Consider the following 17,241-nt stretch of genomic DNA (forward strand, 5'->3'; position numbering starts at 1 on the left):
GGCCGAAGCCGCGCCCTAATCCGGGTTGAGCGCCGTGAAGAGACACCCTTCATAGCCCGCCGCCGCGACCCCGGCGCAGACCTCGGCGTAACGGTTCAGGCCGCCGGCGAAGACGAAAAAGCCGCGCGGCTTACCCTCGATATTCGCCCCGGTGTACCAGGTGTCCGCCTTCACATAGAGGGTGCGATCCGCGATCTCGCATACAGTCTGGCCCCAACGCGCCTGCGCCTGGGCCGTGGCCTCAATGGTCGCCAGGCCCTGGCGGCGCATATGCAGGATGCAGTCCACCACCCAGTCGACATTCATCTCGTCCAGCCGGATGTAGTTGGCCAGAATCGACGGTCCGCTCGGGCCGCCGATGATGAACAGGTTCGGGAAGCCGTGCATCAGGAGTGCCAGGTAGGATTGTGGTCCATCGCGCCAGGCTTCACTGAGCTTCAGCCCATCGCGGCCCGTGATGTCGATGGCCAGCATCGGGCCGGTCAGGGCGTCGTAGCCGGTGGCCATGATGATCACGTCCAGCGCGATCTCGCGCTTTGTCGTCCGCAGACCCGCCGGGGTGAATTCGATGATCGGTTCTTCGAGGCAGTCGACCAGCGAGACGTGCGGCGCGTTGAACGTCTCGTAGTAGTGCGTGTCGAGACAGGGCCGGCGCGTATAGATCGGATAGCCGCGCGGCTTGAGCTTCTCGGCCGTCACCGGGTCCCTGACCGTTTGGCCGATCTTGCCGCGCACGAAGTCTGCAACGATCTCGTTGGCTGCAGCGTTGGTCAGAAGATCAGAGAACAGGCCCAGAAACTGCAACGCCCCCTTGGCCCAGGCCTCCTCCATCAGTTCATTGCGCTCCTCGACGGTGACGCTGAACAGCGGGCGGGTTGAGAGCGGCCGGACCCCCCCGGTGAAGGTCGTGCGCGCCACCGCGCGAAGGCCGGCCATGTTCGCCTTCAACTGTGCGGCGTAGTCCTCCGAAATGGCCGTGTTGCGCATGGGGAGCGTGAAGCTCGGCGTGCGCTGGAAGACCGTCAGCGACTGACAGGTCTCGGCGACCACGGGCGCGATCTGGATGCCGGAGGATCCGGTGCCGACCAGACCCACCCGCTTGCCCCGGAAATCGACCTCGTGATGGGGCCATTTGCCGGAGCGATAGACCTCGCCTTCAAATCGGTCGGAGCCTGGAATATCGACGGGCTTGGGCAGGGACAGCGGGCCGGTGGCCATCACCAGGTAATCGGATTCGAAACGGTCGCCCTGCTGGGTCGTCAGGGTCCAGACGCGCCGCTCATCGTCGAAGGTGATGGCTTCCACCCGCGTGTCGAAAAGGTAGGCGGGCCTGAGGTCCAGGTGGTCGGCGACGAAATTTGCGTAGGCCAGGATCTCGGAACCGGCCGCGAAGGTTTCGCTCCAGGTCCAGGCCTGTTCGATCGCCTCGGAAAAGGCGTAGCTATAGTCGATGCTCGTGACGTCGCAGCGGGCTCCTGGGTAGCGATTCCAGTACCAGGTTCCTCCGACGTCGCCGCCCGCTTCCAGACCAAGCACCGACAGCCCTTCGCTCCGGAGTCGGTGAACCGCGTAAAGTCCGCCAAAGCCGGCGCCGACGACAATGGCGTCGGTGCGGCGCACCTGCGCACGGCGTGGATCAGCGGTCGTAATGGTCATTGCGGGGCGGCCCTACCAGCGAGGCGCTTACTGGTCGGCGTGGCGCAATCCGTTCTCAAGCCCCGCACGCGTGCATCGGGACAAGATCACATAGGCGATATTGAGCGCCTGCGGTGGCAGCGCGAGCCCCACGGCCAGCCACCCCCATAGCGTAAAGACCTGATAAGCAAAGAGCAGGTCCATGGCGGAACAGATATCGATCGGATCCCCGTCCGAGCAACCGGCGTGGTCCACAGGCTATCGGCGCTACGCCTTGGTGCTGTTGATGCTGATCTACGCACTCAACATGCTTGATCGGCAGATCGTCACGATCCTGGCCGAACCGATGAAGGCTGAACTGCACCTCGCCGACTGGCAGATCGGCGCGGTGAGCGGCCTGGCCTTCGCGCTCTTCTACTCGGCGGTCGGCCTGCCGATGGCGCGCCTCGCCGACCACGGGGACCGCGTTCGGCTGATCGCCATCTCGTTGGCCGTCTGGAGCGCCTTTACCGCAGTCTGCGGCCTGGCTCGCTCTTTCCCGCAGCTCATTCTGGCGCGGATCGGGGTCGGCATCGGCGAGGCCGGCTGTACGCCGGCGGCCCATTCGCTGATTTCCGAGTTCACACCGCGCGCCAAACTGGCCTCGGCCCTGGCTTTCTATTCCCTGGGCATTCCTCTCGGCTCGCTTTTGGGCCTGGCGGTGGGCGGGCTCATCGTCGACAGCCTTGGCTGGCGCGCCGCCTTCATGGCCGCCGGATTGCCCGGGCTGGGTGTGGCTGTCCTTGCCATTGTCACCCTGCGCGAGCCGCGTCGCCTGCGCCCTGCGCTCGCCATGCAGACCAAGGGTCTGCAGTCCTTCATGGCGGCATTCGCCGAGCTGAAGGGCAAGCCTGCATTCTGGCTTATCGCCTTCGCCGCCGCCCTGACGTCATTTTCCTATTACGGTCAGTCCACGTTCTTCGGATCGCTTTTCCTTCGCAACCACAGCGAGGCGCTTACCCTGCTGGGGGCTAGGCTTGGGCTAGGTCCTTCCGGCATGGCCGGTTTGGCCCTGGGGCTCATCATCGGACTCGGCGCCGGCGCGGGGACCCTGGCCGGCGGCCGGCTGGCCGACCGGGCCGCCCGCGGCGGCATCGCCGGCTATGCTCGACAGCCGATGTTTGTCCTGCTGGCCTCCACGCCGTTCCTGGGCCTGATGCCCTTCGCGCCAAACCTCACGCTAGCGCTGGCCGCCCTGATGGTCGGCGTATTCCTGCACGCGATGGCCTATGGGCCGACCTTCGCGTCGGTTCAGGTGCTGGCCAGCGCCAACGTCCGCGCGACCGCGTCAGCGATACTGTTCTTCCTGACGAGCTTGATTGGCCTGGGTCTTGGGCCTCTGGCCGTTGGATCGGCCAGCGATCTTCTCAGCCAGACATTCGGGCCGGTTCAAAGTCTGAATATCGCCTGCGCGGGTGCCTCGGTCGCCATGTTGGCGTCAGTCATCTGTTTTAGCCTGGCCGCCAAACGCATGGCGGCTGAACCGACGGTCACGGCCAAGACTGCAGTGGGGAAGACCTAAGCGCACGTTGCATGCAGCGAGAACCAGCAGAGCTGGCTCGCCGTTTGCCGAGACAGCCTCCCCCGGCGCGATGCGCCGGGGGAGTTCGCTGGGACAGGACGTCCCTTCGCCGCAGAGCCCTACAGACCGCCCGCCCCGCCAAACTTGTGGGTCAGCTGCAGGTAGTAGCTGCGCCCGGTCGAGTCGAACCACGAGGTGTCGTAGTAGGGATAGCCCGAATAGGTCGGGTCGCGCGGCGGTGCCTTGTCCAGCAGGTTGTCGACCGCCAGGCTGATGCGGGTGGTGTCGTTCAGGTCGTACTGAACGGTCGCGTTGTAGAGATAGGTTTCCTTCGTCCAGCCCTCTTCGGCATAGTTGGGCAGACGGTCCAGACGCTGGCCGTGCACGCCCAGGGTCAGGCGATCCAGGGTCCAGTTGATCGAGCCGCTGCTCTTGGATCGCGGGATGTAGTAGCCGCTGTCAAAGGCCAGCTGGTTCTCGATCGGATCGCCCGGATATTGCCGGCTGGTGTGCTTGTGCACCCAGGTGTGGGTCAGGCCGAAATTGAACGTCCCGAAGCTTTCCGTCGGCCAGCGATAGTGGGCGGCCACATCGACGCCGCTGGTCTCTTCGGTGGCGACATTGATCGGATTGATCGTCACCGTCGCAATGGCGCCGGGATTGATCGCTGCGGTCAGGGCGTTGCGGGCGACGCGCGCCAGGGCATCGACGCAGGTGGGCGAGGTCGCGCTGACCGCCGTTCCCGCGCTGGTCTTGCCCAGCCGGCAATCGGCTTCCTGGCGCAGCACGCTGTCCAGGCTCATGTCGAGTACGGCGTTGTCCAGTTGGACGCGGAAATAGTCGATCGAGATGTCGAAGTTGCGGACCGGCGACCAGACGGCACCATAGTTCAGCGACTTGGAGGTTTCCGGCTTCAGCTTGGCGTTGCCCAGCCGAACCTTGACCAGGCCCTCGCCCGCATAGCTGCAGTCGCCGATATCCTCGTCGGGCTCCTCGCTGCGGCAGCGGAAATAGTCCGTGCCTGACGGGTGGCTGATGCCTTCCTTGGCGAACACATAGTGCAGGTCGGGAGCCCGGAAGCCGGTGCCATAGGCGCCGCGCAGCAGCAGGGTCTTGACCGGCCGCCACTCAAGTCCGCCATTGTAGGTGAACTTGTCGATCGTGTTGCCGCCGTACTTGTAGCCGTCATAGCGGCCGGCCGTGCTCAGCTCCATGCCCGTGAACAGCGGGATACGGAACTCGTAGCCGGCGCCCCAGCGCTTGCGCGAGCCGTCGCCATCGGCGTCGCGCAGGCCGTAATAGTAGTTCTGGGTGGCCAGGGGATCGAGGCCCAGCTTGTAGGACTGCTTGCCCAGTTCGGCGACGGCGGCGAAGCCGACAGGGCCGGCCGGAAGGGTGAACAGATCGGCCTTGTTGACCTGGAACGACAGACCCTGCTGGCGCGCCACCGGCTTGTAGGTGGTCCGCGCGGTGATCGAGTCGTACTCGGCCACGGTCAGGGGCTTGTAGAGGCGCGCCGGGTCGGCGTTGAAGATCGGATAGCCGCTGTCTTCATCAACGCCCAACTGCGAGCCCAAGAAGAAGGCCGTCGCCTTGGACGTCACCACCTTGGGCCAGCTGATCGCCGCCTTGTACTGGCTGAAATTGTAGAAGGCCTCGTAGTCCCATCCGCCGCCCAGCGCGCCCTTGATGCCGGGCGTGATGCTGAAGGTCTTCGAGACGTTCTTGATATAGCCCTTGCTGAGCCCGCCCATTTCTTCGGGCGTGAAATTGCGGTGCCAGAAATCCAGAGCCCCGTCGAACTGGTTGTAGAAGATGCCGTCTTCGCTGCCGTTGGCATCCTGGTATTCCCAGTCCAGCACATCCTGGAACTGGCGGGTGCGGCTGTAGCCGGCCGAGATATCGGCGAAAAAGGCCAGGGTGTCGGTCTTGGCGTAGTTCAGCGAGGCCACGACATTGGCGCTCTTGCGCTCGCTGATGATGGTGCCATAGCCGATCGAGCTGTAGCTGCCGCAATAGTAGCCAGGGCCGTAATCATCCAGGTCGGCGTCATAGTCGCCCCAGCCCGGTCGGCTGGCATATTCCACCGAGCCGCCGTTCAGCTTGCTGAGCGTGGCGCAGGTGGCGCGCCCCGGATCCAGATAGACCTCGGCATCCGGGTCCATGCGCAGGAAGTCGCGGCGCGCGATGCGGGCGCGGGCCGTGGGGGCGTCCTTGGTGCTGTCCTGAATGTCGCGATCATAGGCCCAGAGGGGCTTCTGGTTGACGAACTCGCCGCCGATCACCAGGTCGAAATCGCCCTTGGAATAGCCGCTTGAGACGTTGACCCGCTGGCTGCTGGCCCCGCCGTGCTCAAGGCCACCGAAGGTGACGTCGACGATCGTGCCGTCGGCCTTCTTTTTCAGATTGAAGTTCACCACGCCCGAGATCGCGTCCGAGCCATAGACGGCCGAGGCGCTGCCGCTGAGCACCTCAATGCGGTCAATCATGCCCAGCGGGATCGAGGATGTGTCGGTAAAGGCGCTCTTGCCGTTGAACGGCAGGGGGAAGTCGGCGATGCGACGGCCATTGACCAGCACCAGCGTGTGGTTGGGGCCCAGGCCACGCAGGTCGACCTGCTGGGCCCCGGGCGTCCAGTCCGCCCCGCTCGACGACTGCTGGGTCTGGGTCTCGCCGCCGTTCTGGGTGAGGCTGCGCAACACGTCCGGCACGCTGTTGAAGCCGGCGGCCTTGATGGCATCGCTGGTAATGACGGTCACCGGGGCCGGCCCCTCGGTGGCGATCCGGGGAATGCGCGAGCCGGTAACGACCAAGGCCTCGACCGCGTTTTCTTCGGCCTGCGGCGCGGTCTGGGCGAGCGCCTGGCCCGTGATCATCAGGCCCGCCGCGCCGGCCAGAGCGCTGGCCCTCAACAGATGCATCTTCATCATTATCCCCTCTTCTGAGCGGCGCATCCATTCCCTTGGACAGGCCTGGCACCGGGTTGCACCCCCGAGGCGACCTCATGTTGGATTGCATTGTGCGCAAAATGAAAGCCGAAAAGATCAAATTGTCAGAATTAGTGGACACAATGTGTCTCGCGTGCAGCTTTAACGCACAGCGCCTCGAACTGCGGCGTCAGGTCAGGAAAATCGTCAGACGACGGTCTGGCGCGAGGTTAAACCCTGGACCCGGCGCAGGACGCACGCGCAGGGTCGCTTCAGGCGAGGAACGGGAAGAGAATGCTGGCAAGATTTTCGGCGGTGGCCATGGCGGCGACCCTCCTCCTGCCCTTGGCCGCGCGCGCGGCCGATGCGCCCGCCAAGGGACCCGACGCCGTCGGACCCGGCTATGAGTACTATATGATCGGCGACATCTCCGCGCCGACGCCGGGCAAGACCGGGCCACTGCTGGCCCTGATGGGCGGCGGCGACTGGCCGCTTGACGCCTTCCGCCAGTTCGTCAAGCAGTCGGGCGGCGGCCACATCGTGGTGCTGCGGGCCAGGGGCGGTCGCGAACTGCAGGACGAGATCTACAAGGACGTCGGCGGCGTCGCCTCGGTCGAGACGCTGGTGATCCAGAACGAGGACGCCGGCGAGGATCCCAAGCTGCTGGCCATCATCGCCCGCGCCGACGGAATCTTTTTCGGAGGCGGCGACCAGAGCAACTATATCCGCGCCTGGAAGGGTACGGCCCTGAACAGGGCGCTGGACGCCCACGTCAAGGCCGGCAAGCCGATCGGCGGCACCAGCGCCGGTCTCGCCATTCTGGGCGGCTACTCCTATGGCTGCCTCGACTCGATCAGCATGACCTCGCCCGAGGCGTTGAAGAACCCGACGGCCGCCGGCGTCACCCTGGTGCGCGACTTCCTGCATCTGCCCTTTCTGTCCAAGGTCATCACCGACAGCCACTTCGACAAGCGCGACCGCCAGGGTCGGCTGGTGGCCTTCGTTGGCCGCCTGATCCAGGAAGAGAACGACCCGGCGATCACCGGCCTGGGTATCGACGAGGGTGCCGCCCTGCTGATCGACGGCCAGGGCATCGGTCGCTTCTACGGCCCCGGCGCCGCCTGGCTGGTGCGGCCGATGGCCAGGCCCGCAACGATCATCGCCGGCCAGCCCCTGACCTATGCGCCCTTCCCCATCGTCGGCGTGGGTCCTGACAGCACCCTGGACTTCAAGACTTTTCAGGTGACCAAACCGGCCTTCACCTTGACCGCCCAGGTCAAGGACGGCGTGTTGATCCGCAGCGACCGCTAGTGACCAAGAGAACCCTGATGACGCTTTCCAAGATCCGCACGCTCGGCCTTTCGATCCTGGCCCTGTGCGCCGCTTCGGCGCCCGCAATGGCAGCTGAGGCCAAATGGTCCCTGGCCATTCACGGCGGATCAGGTGTCCTGGACCGCAGCGCCATGACGCCGGAAAAGGAAAAGGCCTATCGCGCCGGTCTGGACGCCGCGCTGGAAGCCGGGGCCAAGGTGTTGAAGGCCGGCGGCTCCAGCCTCGACGCGGTCGAGACGGTGGTGCGGACGCTGGAGGACAATCCGCTGTTCAACGCCGGCAAGGGCGCGGTCTTCACCGCCGAGGGCAAGAACGAGCTGGACGCCTCGATCATGGATGGTGCCACCCTCAAGGCCGGAGCCGTGGCCGGCGTCACGCGCACAAAGAACCCGATCAGCCTGGCCCGCGCGGTGATGGAGAAGTCGCCGCATGTCATGCTGACGCGTGAAGGCGCCGACCAGTTCTCCAAAGAGCAGGGTCTGGAGCAGGTCGATCCCGGCTATTTCCGCACCGAGGAGCGCTGGAAGCAGCTGGAGACCTGGCGCAAGGATCATCACGCCGTGCTCGACCCCACCCACCTGTTCGGCACGGTCGGTGCCGTGGCGCTGGATCAGTCGGGCCATATTGCGGCCGCGACCTCGACCGGCGGCATGACCGGCAAGCGCTGGGCGCGGGTCGGCGACACACCGATCATCGGCGCAGGCACCTATGCGCGCGACGGCGTCTGCGCGGTGTCGGCCACCGGCTCGGGCGAGTACTTCATTCGCGAGACCGCCGCTCGCCAGGTCTGCGACCGCATCGCCTGGAAGGGCGAAGACGTGCAGGTGGCGGCCGACCAGACCATGGCCGCGATCACGAAGATCGGTGGCGACGGCGGGCTGATCGCCATGGACGGCCAGGGTCGAGCGGCGTTCGGCATGAATGACCTGGGCATGTATCGCGGGGCCATCTCGTCGGCCCTGCCGACGCCGCGCACGGCGATCTACACCAATGAGCCCTCGCCGAAATGAAGCCGATGATCGTGACGGACCCAGGGAGGGACCGATGAAGTCGGACGACCAGAACCTCGCCGACATCGACCGGCAGTTGCTGGCCATGCTGCGCGAGGATTCGCGTCAGCCGGTCACCAAGCTGGCGGCGGATCTGGGGCTGTCGCGAGCCAATGTCTATGCCCGGCTCAGTCGCCTTGAGCAGGACGGCGTCATCCAGGGGTACACCGTGCGCCTGGGCAGCGACTATGATCGCCGGCTGATCCGCGCCCAGGTGATGATCAAGGTCCAGCTGAAACTGGCCAAGACCACGGAGGAGGAGCTGGCGGCCATCGCCGAGCTGTCAGCCCTGCACGCCATCAGCGGCGAATATGACCTGATCGCCCTGATCGAGGCCGAGACCGTCTCCGAGCTCAACGACCTGATCGACCGCATCGGCGCGCTGGACGGCGTGGAACGCACGACGTCCTCGATCCTGCTGGCGACGAAGATCCTGCGCTGAGGGATCAGCGCGAGCGTTTCTCTCGCCGACTGGCCCAAACACGGCGTTTTTCGAGGCCCGACCCAACCTAAACTCTCTGCTTCGAGTAAGGGAGTTCAGCCTTGATCGCCGTCCAGATCGCAGCTCCGGGGTTTCTGGGCGTCGCCGCCGATCGCGGGGACATCGCCCTGCGGGCCCATGTGATGATCCAGGTCGCGCCGCGAGACGCCGACCAGGTCGGGGCGCGTCTGGCCGACATGGCCGAACTGACCGCGCTCCACCAGATCACCGGGGAATACGACATGGTCGCCGTCGTCGAGGCCGGACGGGCCGAGGATCTGGAACGGACGGTGGACAGGATCCACGCCCTGGCCGGAGTGCGCCACGCCCTGGCTTCAGTGGTTCTGCCCCGCTCGTGGAACGCCCGCGCGGCCAGTCCGAGCTGCGCCGACTAAGCCCTGCAACCCCATTGCCGACATCTGTTACGAGGTACTGTCGTGGACCTGCCCTATCCCTGCCTGATGTTCCTCGGAGACGTGGACCGGGTCAGCGCCAAGACCGCCTCTGGCGTCGCGCACTGGCGGCCTGACGCCTGCATGGCGCAGCTTCGCCTGCCCGGCTGCGAGGCCGATCTGGGCTTGCCCGACATGACGCCACAGGCCGCCAGGGATGCAGGCGCCCGCTGCCTGCTGATCGGCGTAGCCAATGCCGGCGGCTATATCCCGCCCCACTGGGAAGCCGTGCTGATCGAGGCTCTGGAGGCGGGCCTGGACCTCGTCTCGGGCCTGCACACCCGCATGGCCGACCTGCCGGAGGTGGCCGAAACGGCCAAAAGGCTGGGCCGCCGCCTGTTCGAGGCTCGCCAGCCCTCTCCGGCCTTCAGCGTGGTGGGAACCGGCGACAAGCGCTCCGGCCTGCGCCTGTTGACCGTCGGCACCGACTGCGCCGTGGGCAAGATGTACGCCGCCCTGACCATCACCCGGGAGCTCAAAGCGCGCGGCGCTGACGCCGACTTCCGGGCCACCGGCCAGACCGGCATCTTCATCGCAGGATCGGGCGCACCGATCGACGCCATCGTTTCGGACTTCGTAGCCGGCGCGGCCGAGCGGCTGAGTCCCGATGCTGCGCCCGACCACTGGGACGTGATCGAGGGCCAGGGCTCGCTGTTCCATCCGGCCTATGCCGGTGTGACGCTGGGCCTGCTGCACGGCAGCCAGCCGGATGTGCTGGTGCTGTGTCACGACGCCACGCGCACTGCGATCGACGGCCTGGAAACCTTCCCCACCCCGTCCCTGGCCGAGGCTATCGCCCTGAACCTGCGCCTGGCCGCCCTGACCAATCCGGGCGTCCGCATGGGCGGGATCTGTATCAATACCTCGCGTCTGACGCCGCAGGCGGCGGCGGACTATCTGCGCGAGACCGAGGCCGCCCTGGGTCTGCCATGCTGCGATCCGGTGCGAACCGGCGTGGCGGCCATCGTCGATGGCCTGCTGGCGGCGGAAGCGCGCTCGGACGCAGCCTGATGCGACTGACCGCGCGGGTCGAGGCGCACGCCCTGACCGAGCCCTTCGTCATCGCCCGCCACGTCTACACGGAGGCCAATGTGCTTCATGTCGAGATCGCGGCGCGCGGCGCGATCGGACGGGGCGAGGCCGCGGGTGTGGACTATCTGGGCGATACGCCAGAGACCATGCTGGTGCAGGTGCAGGCCCTGGCGGTCGAGCTTGCAGCAGGCACGCTTCTTGACCGCACGTGCATCGCCGCCCGCCTGCCGCGCGGCGGCGCGCGCAACGCCGTCGATTGCGCGCTGTGGGACCTCGAGGCCAAGCTGACCGGCGTTCCGGTCGCTGTCCGGGCGGGTCTGGCCCCGCTGCGCCCGATCGAGACTTTCGTCACCCTGGGCATGGACACACCCGCCGCCATGGCCGCCAAGGCCGCGCGCTGGGCGCCCGACTTCCCCTGCCTGAAGGTCAAGCTGGGCGATAGTCAGGACCTGGCCCGGCTGGAAGCGATCCGCGCGGCGGCACCGCGAGCCCGCCTGATCGCCGACGCCAACCAGGGCTGGACCCTGGAGCAGTTGAACGCCTATGCGCCCAGCCTTGCGGCTCTGGGGGTCGAACTGGTGGAGCAGCCCCTGCCGGTCGGACAGGACGACGCCCTGCTGGGCTATACCGGCGCGGTGCCGCTGTGCGCCGACGAATCCTTCGACGACCGCGCCGACCTCGACAAGGTCGTCGGGCGCTACGCCTTCTGCAACATCAAGCTGGACAAGTGCGGCGGCCTGACCGAGGCCCTGGCCCTGATGGACGCCGCCCGGGCGCGCGGCCTGCGGCTGATGATCGGCTGCATGGAGGGCACCTCGCTGGGCATTGCGCCGGGCCTGCTGGTGGCCCAGGCCTGCGAGATCGTCGACCTGGATTGCCCGATCCAGCTGGTGCGCGATATCGACCACGGCTTTGGCTATCGCGACGGGGTCCTGCGCCCGCCTTCGCCTGCGCTATGGGGCTAGTCGTCGATGTCTTCGGCGGTGGCCAGCAGCCGCGCCAGGTCCAGGCCCGCCTCGCCTTTCAGCGTCTTGGTCACCGGGAAGGTCACATAGTCGAACGGCACGTTCAGGGTGCCCAGCAGCCGCTCCATGACCGTCTGATAGTGCTCGATACTGAAGGCAGCGACGGTGATCAGATAGTCCACCTCGCCCAGAACGGCCTGGCAGGACACGATGTTGGGATCGGCCGAGATACCCGTCTCGAAGGTCTTGGCCTTGGCGTAGGAATAGTCGGTCAGCTTGATCTGCACGACGAAGGTCGAGAGCTTGGCCAGCCGACCCAGGTCGACCTCGGCGTGATAGCCCCGGATAATCTTGGCCTTTTCCAGCTTCTTCATCCGCTCCCAGCAGCGCGAGGCCGACAGGCCGACCGCCTCGCCCATCGCCGCCTTGGTCACCCGCCCCTGCCTATGCAGCAGGGCCAGTATCTTGAGGTCGATGCGGTCGATGTCCTTGCGGGGGTCGTTGCCCGTCATCCCGAAATCCTTGCTGATGTGGCACCCCTGCTTAGCGCAAACCGGGCGCGGGGTAAGGTCGTGATCACGGCGGCGTGCCCGCGATCCTGCCGCCGAGGCCGCGCGAAACAACGAAAACCCTCGCGAGGGCGCGCTATGCTTGCCCCCGTATTCTGCAAGGTCCCGACATGACGCGCACCCTCCCCCGCCTCGCCATCGGCCTTGGCCTGTCCCTTTTGATGGCCTCTTCCGCCCTGGCCTCAACCCTGATCGTCGGTGCCCGCGTGGTGGACGGCACGGGTGCCCCGGCGCGGGCGGTCAGCGTCCGGGTGGACGGCGACCGCATCGTGGCCGTCGGCAAGCTGAAGAAGACGCCCGGCGATACGGTGGTGGACGCCAAGGGCCTGGTCCTGGCGCCGGGCTTCATCGACGCCCACAGCCATCACGACCGTCAGGCCGATCAGACGCCCGACATGATCGCCGTCACCGCCCAGGGCATCACCACCATCGTGGCGGGCCAGGACGGCGAGTCGTCGTTTCCGCTGAAGGCCTATTTCGCCGGTCTGGAAAAGGCGCCGCTGGCCATCAATGTCGCCTCCTATACCGGCCACGGCTCCTTGCGCGAGCGGGCCATGGGGGCGGACTACAAGCGCGCCGCCACGCCTACCGAGATCGCCGCCATGCAGGCCGACCTCGCAGCGGATCTGCAGGCCGGCTCGCTGGGCCTGTCGACGGGTTTGGAGTATGACCCCGGCATCTTCTCGACCCCGGCCGAGGTCATGGCCCTGGCCAAGACCGCCGCCGCCGGCCATGGCCGCTATATCAGCCACCTGCGCAGCGAGGACGTGAAGCTGGATGCGGCGATCGATGAGATCATCGCCATCGGCCGCGAGGCCAAGCTGCCGGTTCAGATCTCGCACCTGAAGATCGCCATCGTTGACCGCTGGGGGCAGGCGCCGCAGATTCTGGCCAAGCTGGACGCCGCCCGCGCCCAGGGCGTGGACATCACCGCCGACGTCTATCCCTACGAATACTGGCAGAGCAATCTGGCGGTGCTGCTGCCGGAGCGCAATTTCAACGACCTGGCCGCCGCCAGATTCGCCCTGACCAAGCTGACCACGCCCGAGGGCATGCGCCTGGCGGTGTTCGCGCCCGATCCGTCGTTGGTCGGCAAGACCATCGCCGACATCGCCGCCGAGCGCGGTGCCGATCCGGCCGAGACCTATCTGGCCCTGACCCGGCAGTCGGAAGCCTATCATCTGGCCCATCCCGAGGTTGATCGGGTCGACGCGGTGATCGGCACGGCCATGACCGGCGCCGACATCGACGCCTTCATCAAATGGGATCACTCGGTGATCTGCTCGGACGGCATGACCCACGGGCTGCACCCGCGCGGCTTCGGAGCCTTCGCCAGGATCCTGCGGGTCTATGTGCGCGAGAAAAGGACGCTCTCCCTGGAGCAGGCCATCCACAAGATGACCGGCCAGACAGCGGCCCAACTCGGCATCGCCGGACGCGGAACCATCGCCCCGGGTGCCTTTGCCGACCTGGTGCTGCTGGATCCGGCGACCATAGCCGATCGATCCGACATCGTTCATCCCAACGCCCTGGCGACAGGAGTCGCGAAGGTCTGGGTCAACGGCGTTGTGGTGCTGGCGAATGGCGGTGCCACGGGCGCACGGCCCGGAGCGACCATTCGCAGGGCCGGGTCTCTCTAGGGGGCTTGAAGTCTAACCCAACTTGTCTCGACCGGGCGCAGTTCGAGCAGAAACGGCCGGGCCTCAGGCCAGGAAGGATTGCCACACAGCCAGAGCAGCCGACCGGTGCGTCTTGTCGGCTTCACGGCTGGTGAGGTGGCGCTGCGGCCTAAAGTGGTGGCGAGACGCCCCGCCGTGCCTAAACTTTTGACGACGCCCATTGCCTGCTGGAAGCAGGGGTCGGCGAGGGCGCGTCGATTCCGCACCCTCGCCAGACATGTTAGTTGCGCAACGTCACTCCAAAGAAGAAGCGTTGGCCGGGCCAGGCAAGCTCCGTCAAACGAGCAACATCGCCGCCGTAAGCCCGCTCCGCCTGCTTGGTGATATTTTTGGCCTCCGCGAAGAAGGTCGCGTGATCGTTCACCTTGTACTGGACGCGCGCGTCCAGATAGCCAGTGGCTTCACGGAACACCGGATTTCGCGAAACATCCGACGAACCCGTATAGTAGGGGTCGCGATAGTTGTAAGCGATACGGGCGTTGTACGGCCCTCTATTGTACCAGAGGTTCACGTTATAGCTGTTTTCCGACAATCCCGGGAATGGCAGAAGCGTGCCATCCAGAGCGCTCGTCAAGGTCAAGTTGTCAGCCGTCGTGTAGGTATAGTTCACCTCACCGCCAAGGCCGCTAAACACACCTGGCAAAAAGGTAAACGCTGACCTTGCCCCGACTTCGACACCCTTGGTGACGGCGCCGCGGCCATTGATCTTTTGACGAACGTCATAAAGCACGCCATCGCCAAACAACTCTTTCGTCACAACCTGGGCATCGACGATAAAGGTGTCGATGTCCTTACGGAACAGCGCGACGCTGAACTGGGTGTCCTTGTTCGGATAGTACTCAAAGCTCAGGTCGGTCTGGCGAGCGCGATAGGGCTCAAGGTCGGGATTGCCGGCCGTGCAATCATCCTCTTCCGGCGTGGCACCACTGGCCAGACCCCGACTTCCCGAACCGATGATACAGCTGACGTTCGGCGCGAGGTCAGACGGGCGCGGGCGGGCCATAACCTTGGCCCAGCCAAAGCGGGTGATCAGCTTGTCCGACAAGGCATAGAACGCGATGTTCACGCTGGGCAGAACGTCGGTGTACTTGCTGTCCATCGTGGTAATCGAGTTCGACTGCACGACATTGCTGTGGGCCGCATTGGCGTTGGCGGTGATGCACTGGGCTCGCGTGACCCCGGCGGCAAGAACGCCGGCGCAGACCGTAGGCATCCGCTCCTGCAACTGAATTGAGCCGGTAGCTTTGGTCTCCGTGGTGGCAACCCGGAGGCCCGCATTGCCAGAGAAATCCAGGCCAAATAGCTGCTGAGCGAAGCTGATCTTGCCATAGGCCGCCTCAATCGTCTGATCGACGATGTGCGTCGGCGTCTGATCATAGACCTGCCCGTCGGACCCAACGGCCTTGCGCAGATTGTCGTGATTGAAGTTGGAGGTATCGAAGAACGGCGCGATCTTGGCATACACCGGCGACATCCAGCCCGACTGGATGGCGTCAATGTCCGGGTAGCCGCTGAAGAAGGTCCCCGGGCTGCTGCCCATGCCGGCCTGCAAGATCGCATCCAGCTGCGCACGCGTCGCTTCGGCATTGAAACTGTCGATGTTGATCGCCGTCTGGGTCACAGGCGTCGTAGGCACCGTCAGCCCGGCCGGGCGCAGGGGATCGAAGGTAACGGCCTGGTTGATGTTGGCCGTCAGGATGGTGATGTCATCGACAGCCGATGTCAGGTTGGACCCGGTGCTGATGATCCGGCCGCCGCCGCCGTAGAGCAGTGAACTGTAGGCGCGTTTCTGAACGCCACCCTTGATGTCCGTGATCGGACCCCAGTTCAGCTTGTAGGTGGCGTCAAACTTGTACTGGCTCTCCTCGATGTCATTCTCGCTAGGCCGATATTGCAGCGTCACGCCGACATAGGAGCTGATCGCGGAGGGATCAAATCCTGCCGGGAAGGTGAACCGGGGGACGCCCTTGCTATCCAGTTTCACGGTCAGGCCAGGCGCATTCTGGGTGAGAATGACGTTGTTGCTTTCCGACCAGTATTTGGACTTTGAATCCGCCGCCAGGAACTCAATATCCAGGCGCTCGCCCCGATAGTTGAAACCCGTGGACACGTATTGACTGTCGATATCGAGCGTGAAGTCACGGGCGGACGTCGTAAAGGCACCCTGACCACCCTGCCCCGCCACGTTCAAGCAGTTGCCGACTGTGTATTCGGTTACAACGTGGTTGTTGATCACCATGCCGGCCGGCGTGGCCGTGGTCGAAACGGGCGTACAGGCCCCGCCCGTACGCACGCCGGTCGTCGCGTTATATACAGGCGCCGCACCTGATGTAGCCAGGCGCGTCACTGCGGTCAGGTCGGTGCCGAAGTTGCGGTCGTTCAGGTTCTGCGACTGTTTGTTCTGCTGGACAGACGCCCAGACATCGAAATGGTCCGTCACGCGATACTGGGCGGTCAGTTCGCCCGAGTAGCGCTTGTTGTCCCGGGTCCAGATGCCATAGCGGGCGATCTGCGGCGCGTAGTCATTCCACTGGCTGAGGCAGTCCGTTAGATTCGTGCCAGTCAGGGTCGAGCAGCTCGCCTTGTCGCCGATCGCCGCAGCGGCCGAGTTCAGGCTGGTGATGGTCTTCTCAGCCGAGTTGTCCCAGTCACGCAGGAAGGTCCACGAGGTGTTGCGCGCATAGTCATTGCGCGTCTGGTTCTTGTCATAGGTTAGATTGGCCATCAGGCCCAACCGGTCGTCAAAGAACTTGTCAGCCAGAAGGAGATTGCCGCGCGGCGTCCAGTCGCGTTGCGAGGTGGAGAGTTTCTGCCAGGACAGCGTGCCCGATGCTGTCGGGCGCTTGAAGTCGAGCGGGCGGCGCGTCGTGATCGATACAGTGCCGCCGACGCCACCTTCCGTGAGGTCCGCCATCGAGCCCTTGAAGACATCAATGGACTTGACCAGTTCGGTCTGCAACTCCCGGAAGTCCGCACCGCTGTTGCCGTCACCGCGCGTTCCGAGCGTTGTCAGACCATTGACCTCGACGCGGTTCAAATCGGGCTCGACGCCACGGATCGACACCTGGGTGCCTTCACCGAAATCGCGCGTCAGCTGGACGCCGGTAATGCGTGAAAGAGCCTCACCGGCGTTCTTGTCGGGGAATTCGCCGATATCCTCAGCGACAATCGAGTCCGAGACCGTCGCCGCGTTGCGCTTGCGCGCAATGGAGTTCTGCTGCGAGGCGCGCGTACCGACGACGACGACGGCATCGACACTGTTCTCAGCGCTGGCCGGCGTGTCCGCAGTCTTGCCTGCGCCAGACTGCGCCAAGGCCGAGACAGGCGCGACTGCGACAATCAAAACACTGATAGCGGCGCCAGCCAACAAGCTTTCCGCGCGACCGCCCTTCAAAACCTTAGCCATGGGAATCCCTTCCTCCTTGCTTTTTTTGGGCGACCTTGGGCCGTTGATCAGGGCGACCGACAGTTGCGAGCCGGTCACTCTGGTCAATGGCGTGATCGCCTTATCAAGACCCGTCTGCGGCTCGCCGCGTCTTGGCCCCCCTCGGTCTTCCAT

12 protein-coding genes and 1 pseudogene are annotated in these 17,241 nt (G+C 65.3%); 8 read left to right on the top strand and 5 right to left on the bottom strand.

What is annotated here, in order from left to right:
- Positions 1 to 15: 15 nt before the first annotated feature.
- Both ACW179_RS16795 and ACW179_RS16800 read right to left on the bottom strand, forming a co-directional pair.
- Positions 16 to 1,656, bottom strand: coding sequence for a flavin-containing monooxygenase (locus ACW179_RS16795; protein ID WP_492060606.1), 1,641 nt, complete (start codon positions 1,654 to 1,656; stop codon positions 16 to 18).
- 27 nt (positions 1,657 to 1,683) lie between these two features.
- Positions 1,684 to 1,839, bottom strand: a complete 156-nt coding sequence (locus ACW179_RS16800; protein ID WP_492060607.1) for a hypothetical protein — start codon at positions 1,837 to 1,839, stop codon at positions 1,684 to 1,686.
- Positions 1,840 to 1,876: 37 nt separating this feature from the next.
- On the opposite strand from ACW179_RS16800, the pseudogene ACW179_RS16805 reads away from it, so the two are divergent.
- Positions 1,877 to 3,196, top strand: a pseudogene (locus ACW179_RS16805) (spinster family MFS transporter); the annotation flags it as partial.
- 119 nt (positions 3,197 to 3,315) lie between these two features.
- On the opposite strand, the gene ACW179_RS16810 reads toward ACW179_RS16805, so the two are convergent.
- The gene (locus tag ACW179_RS16810; RefSeq protein WP_492060608.1) at positions 3,316 to 6,126 is read right to left on the bottom strand and encodes a TonB-dependent receptor plug domain-containing protein; all 2,811 of its coding nucleotides are present in this window, start codon (positions 6,124 to 6,126) and stop codon (positions 3,316 to 3,318) included.
- A 291-nt stretch (positions 6,127 to 6,417) separates the two neighbouring features.
- On the opposite strand from ACW179_RS16810, the gene ACW179_RS16815 reads away from it, so the two are divergent.
- The 6 genes from ACW179_RS16815 to ACW179_RS16840 all read left to right on the top strand — a co-directional run bounded on the left by ACW179_RS16815 (position 6,418) and on the right by ACW179_RS16840 (position 11,434).
- On the top strand, positions 6,418 to 7,434 hold the full coding sequence (locus ACW179_RS16815; protein ID WP_492060609.1) for a cyanophycinase: 1,017 nt from the start codon (positions 6,418 to 6,420) through the stop codon (positions 7,432 to 7,434).
- 17 nt (positions 7,435 to 7,451) lie between these two features.
- On the top strand, positions 7,452 to 8,465 hold the full coding sequence (locus ACW179_RS16820; protein WP_492060610.1) for an isoaspartyl peptidase/L-asparaginase family protein: 1,014 nt from the start codon (positions 7,452 to 7,454) through the stop codon (positions 8,463 to 8,465).
- Between the two features lie 34 nt (positions 8,466 to 8,499).
- Positions 8,500 to 8,946, top strand: a complete 447-nt coding sequence (locus tag ACW179_RS16825; protein ID WP_492060611.1) for an Lrp/AsnC family transcriptional regulator — start codon at positions 8,500 to 8,502, stop codon at positions 8,944 to 8,946.
- A 101-nt stretch (positions 8,947 to 9,047) separates the two neighbouring features.
- Positions 9,048 to 9,380, top strand: a complete 333-nt coding sequence (locus ACW179_RS16830) for an Lrp/AsnC family transcriptional regulator (protein WP_492060612.1) — start codon at positions 9,048 to 9,050, stop codon at positions 9,378 to 9,380.
- Positions 9,381 to 9,422: 42 nt separating this feature from the next.
- Positions 9,423 to 10,448, top strand: coding sequence for an N-acetyltransferase DgcN family protein (locus ACW179_RS16835; protein WP_492060613.1), 1,026 nt, complete (start codon positions 9,423 to 9,425; stop codon positions 10,446 to 10,448).
- The gene (locus ACW179_RS16840) at positions 10,448 to 11,434 is read left to right on the top strand and encodes a dipeptide epimerase (protein WP_492060614.1); all 987 of its coding nucleotides are present in this window, start codon (positions 10,448 to 10,450) and stop codon (positions 11,432 to 11,434) included. The genes ACW179_RS16835 and ACW179_RS16840 overlap by 1 nt, the downstream gene beginning before the upstream one ends.
- On the opposite strand, the gene ACW179_RS16845 is transcribed toward ACW179_RS16840, so the two are convergent.
- Positions 11,431 to 11,946, bottom strand: a complete 516-nt coding sequence (locus ACW179_RS16845; RefSeq protein WP_492060615.1) for an Lrp/AsnC family transcriptional regulator — start codon at positions 11,944 to 11,946, stop codon at positions 11,431 to 11,433. The two genes, ACW179_RS16840 and ACW179_RS16845, sit on opposite strands and share 4 nt — an antisense overlap.
- 167 nt (positions 11,947 to 12,113) lie before the next feature.
- Between ACW179_RS16845 and ACW179_RS16850 the strand changes: the two genes are divergently transcribed.
- The gene (locus ACW179_RS16850; protein WP_492060616.1) at positions 12,114 to 13,643 is read left to right on the top strand and encodes an N-acyl-D-amino-acid deacylase family protein; all 1,530 of its coding nucleotides are present in this window, start codon (positions 12,114 to 12,116) and stop codon (positions 13,641 to 13,643) included.
- Between the two features lie 259 nt (positions 13,644 to 13,902).
- On the opposite strand, the gene ACW179_RS16855 is transcribed toward ACW179_RS16850, so the two are convergent.
- Positions 13,903 to 17,166: a TonB-dependent receptor gene (locus tag ACW179_RS16855; RefSeq protein WP_492064342.1), complete on the bottom strand. Its 3,264-nt coding sequence runs from the start codon at positions 17,164 to 17,166 to the stop codon at positions 13,903 to 13,905.
- Positions 17,167 to 17,241 lie beyond the last annotated feature (75 nt).

The sequence above is a fragment of the Caulobacter sp. AVps18 genome (assembly GCF_058681425.1).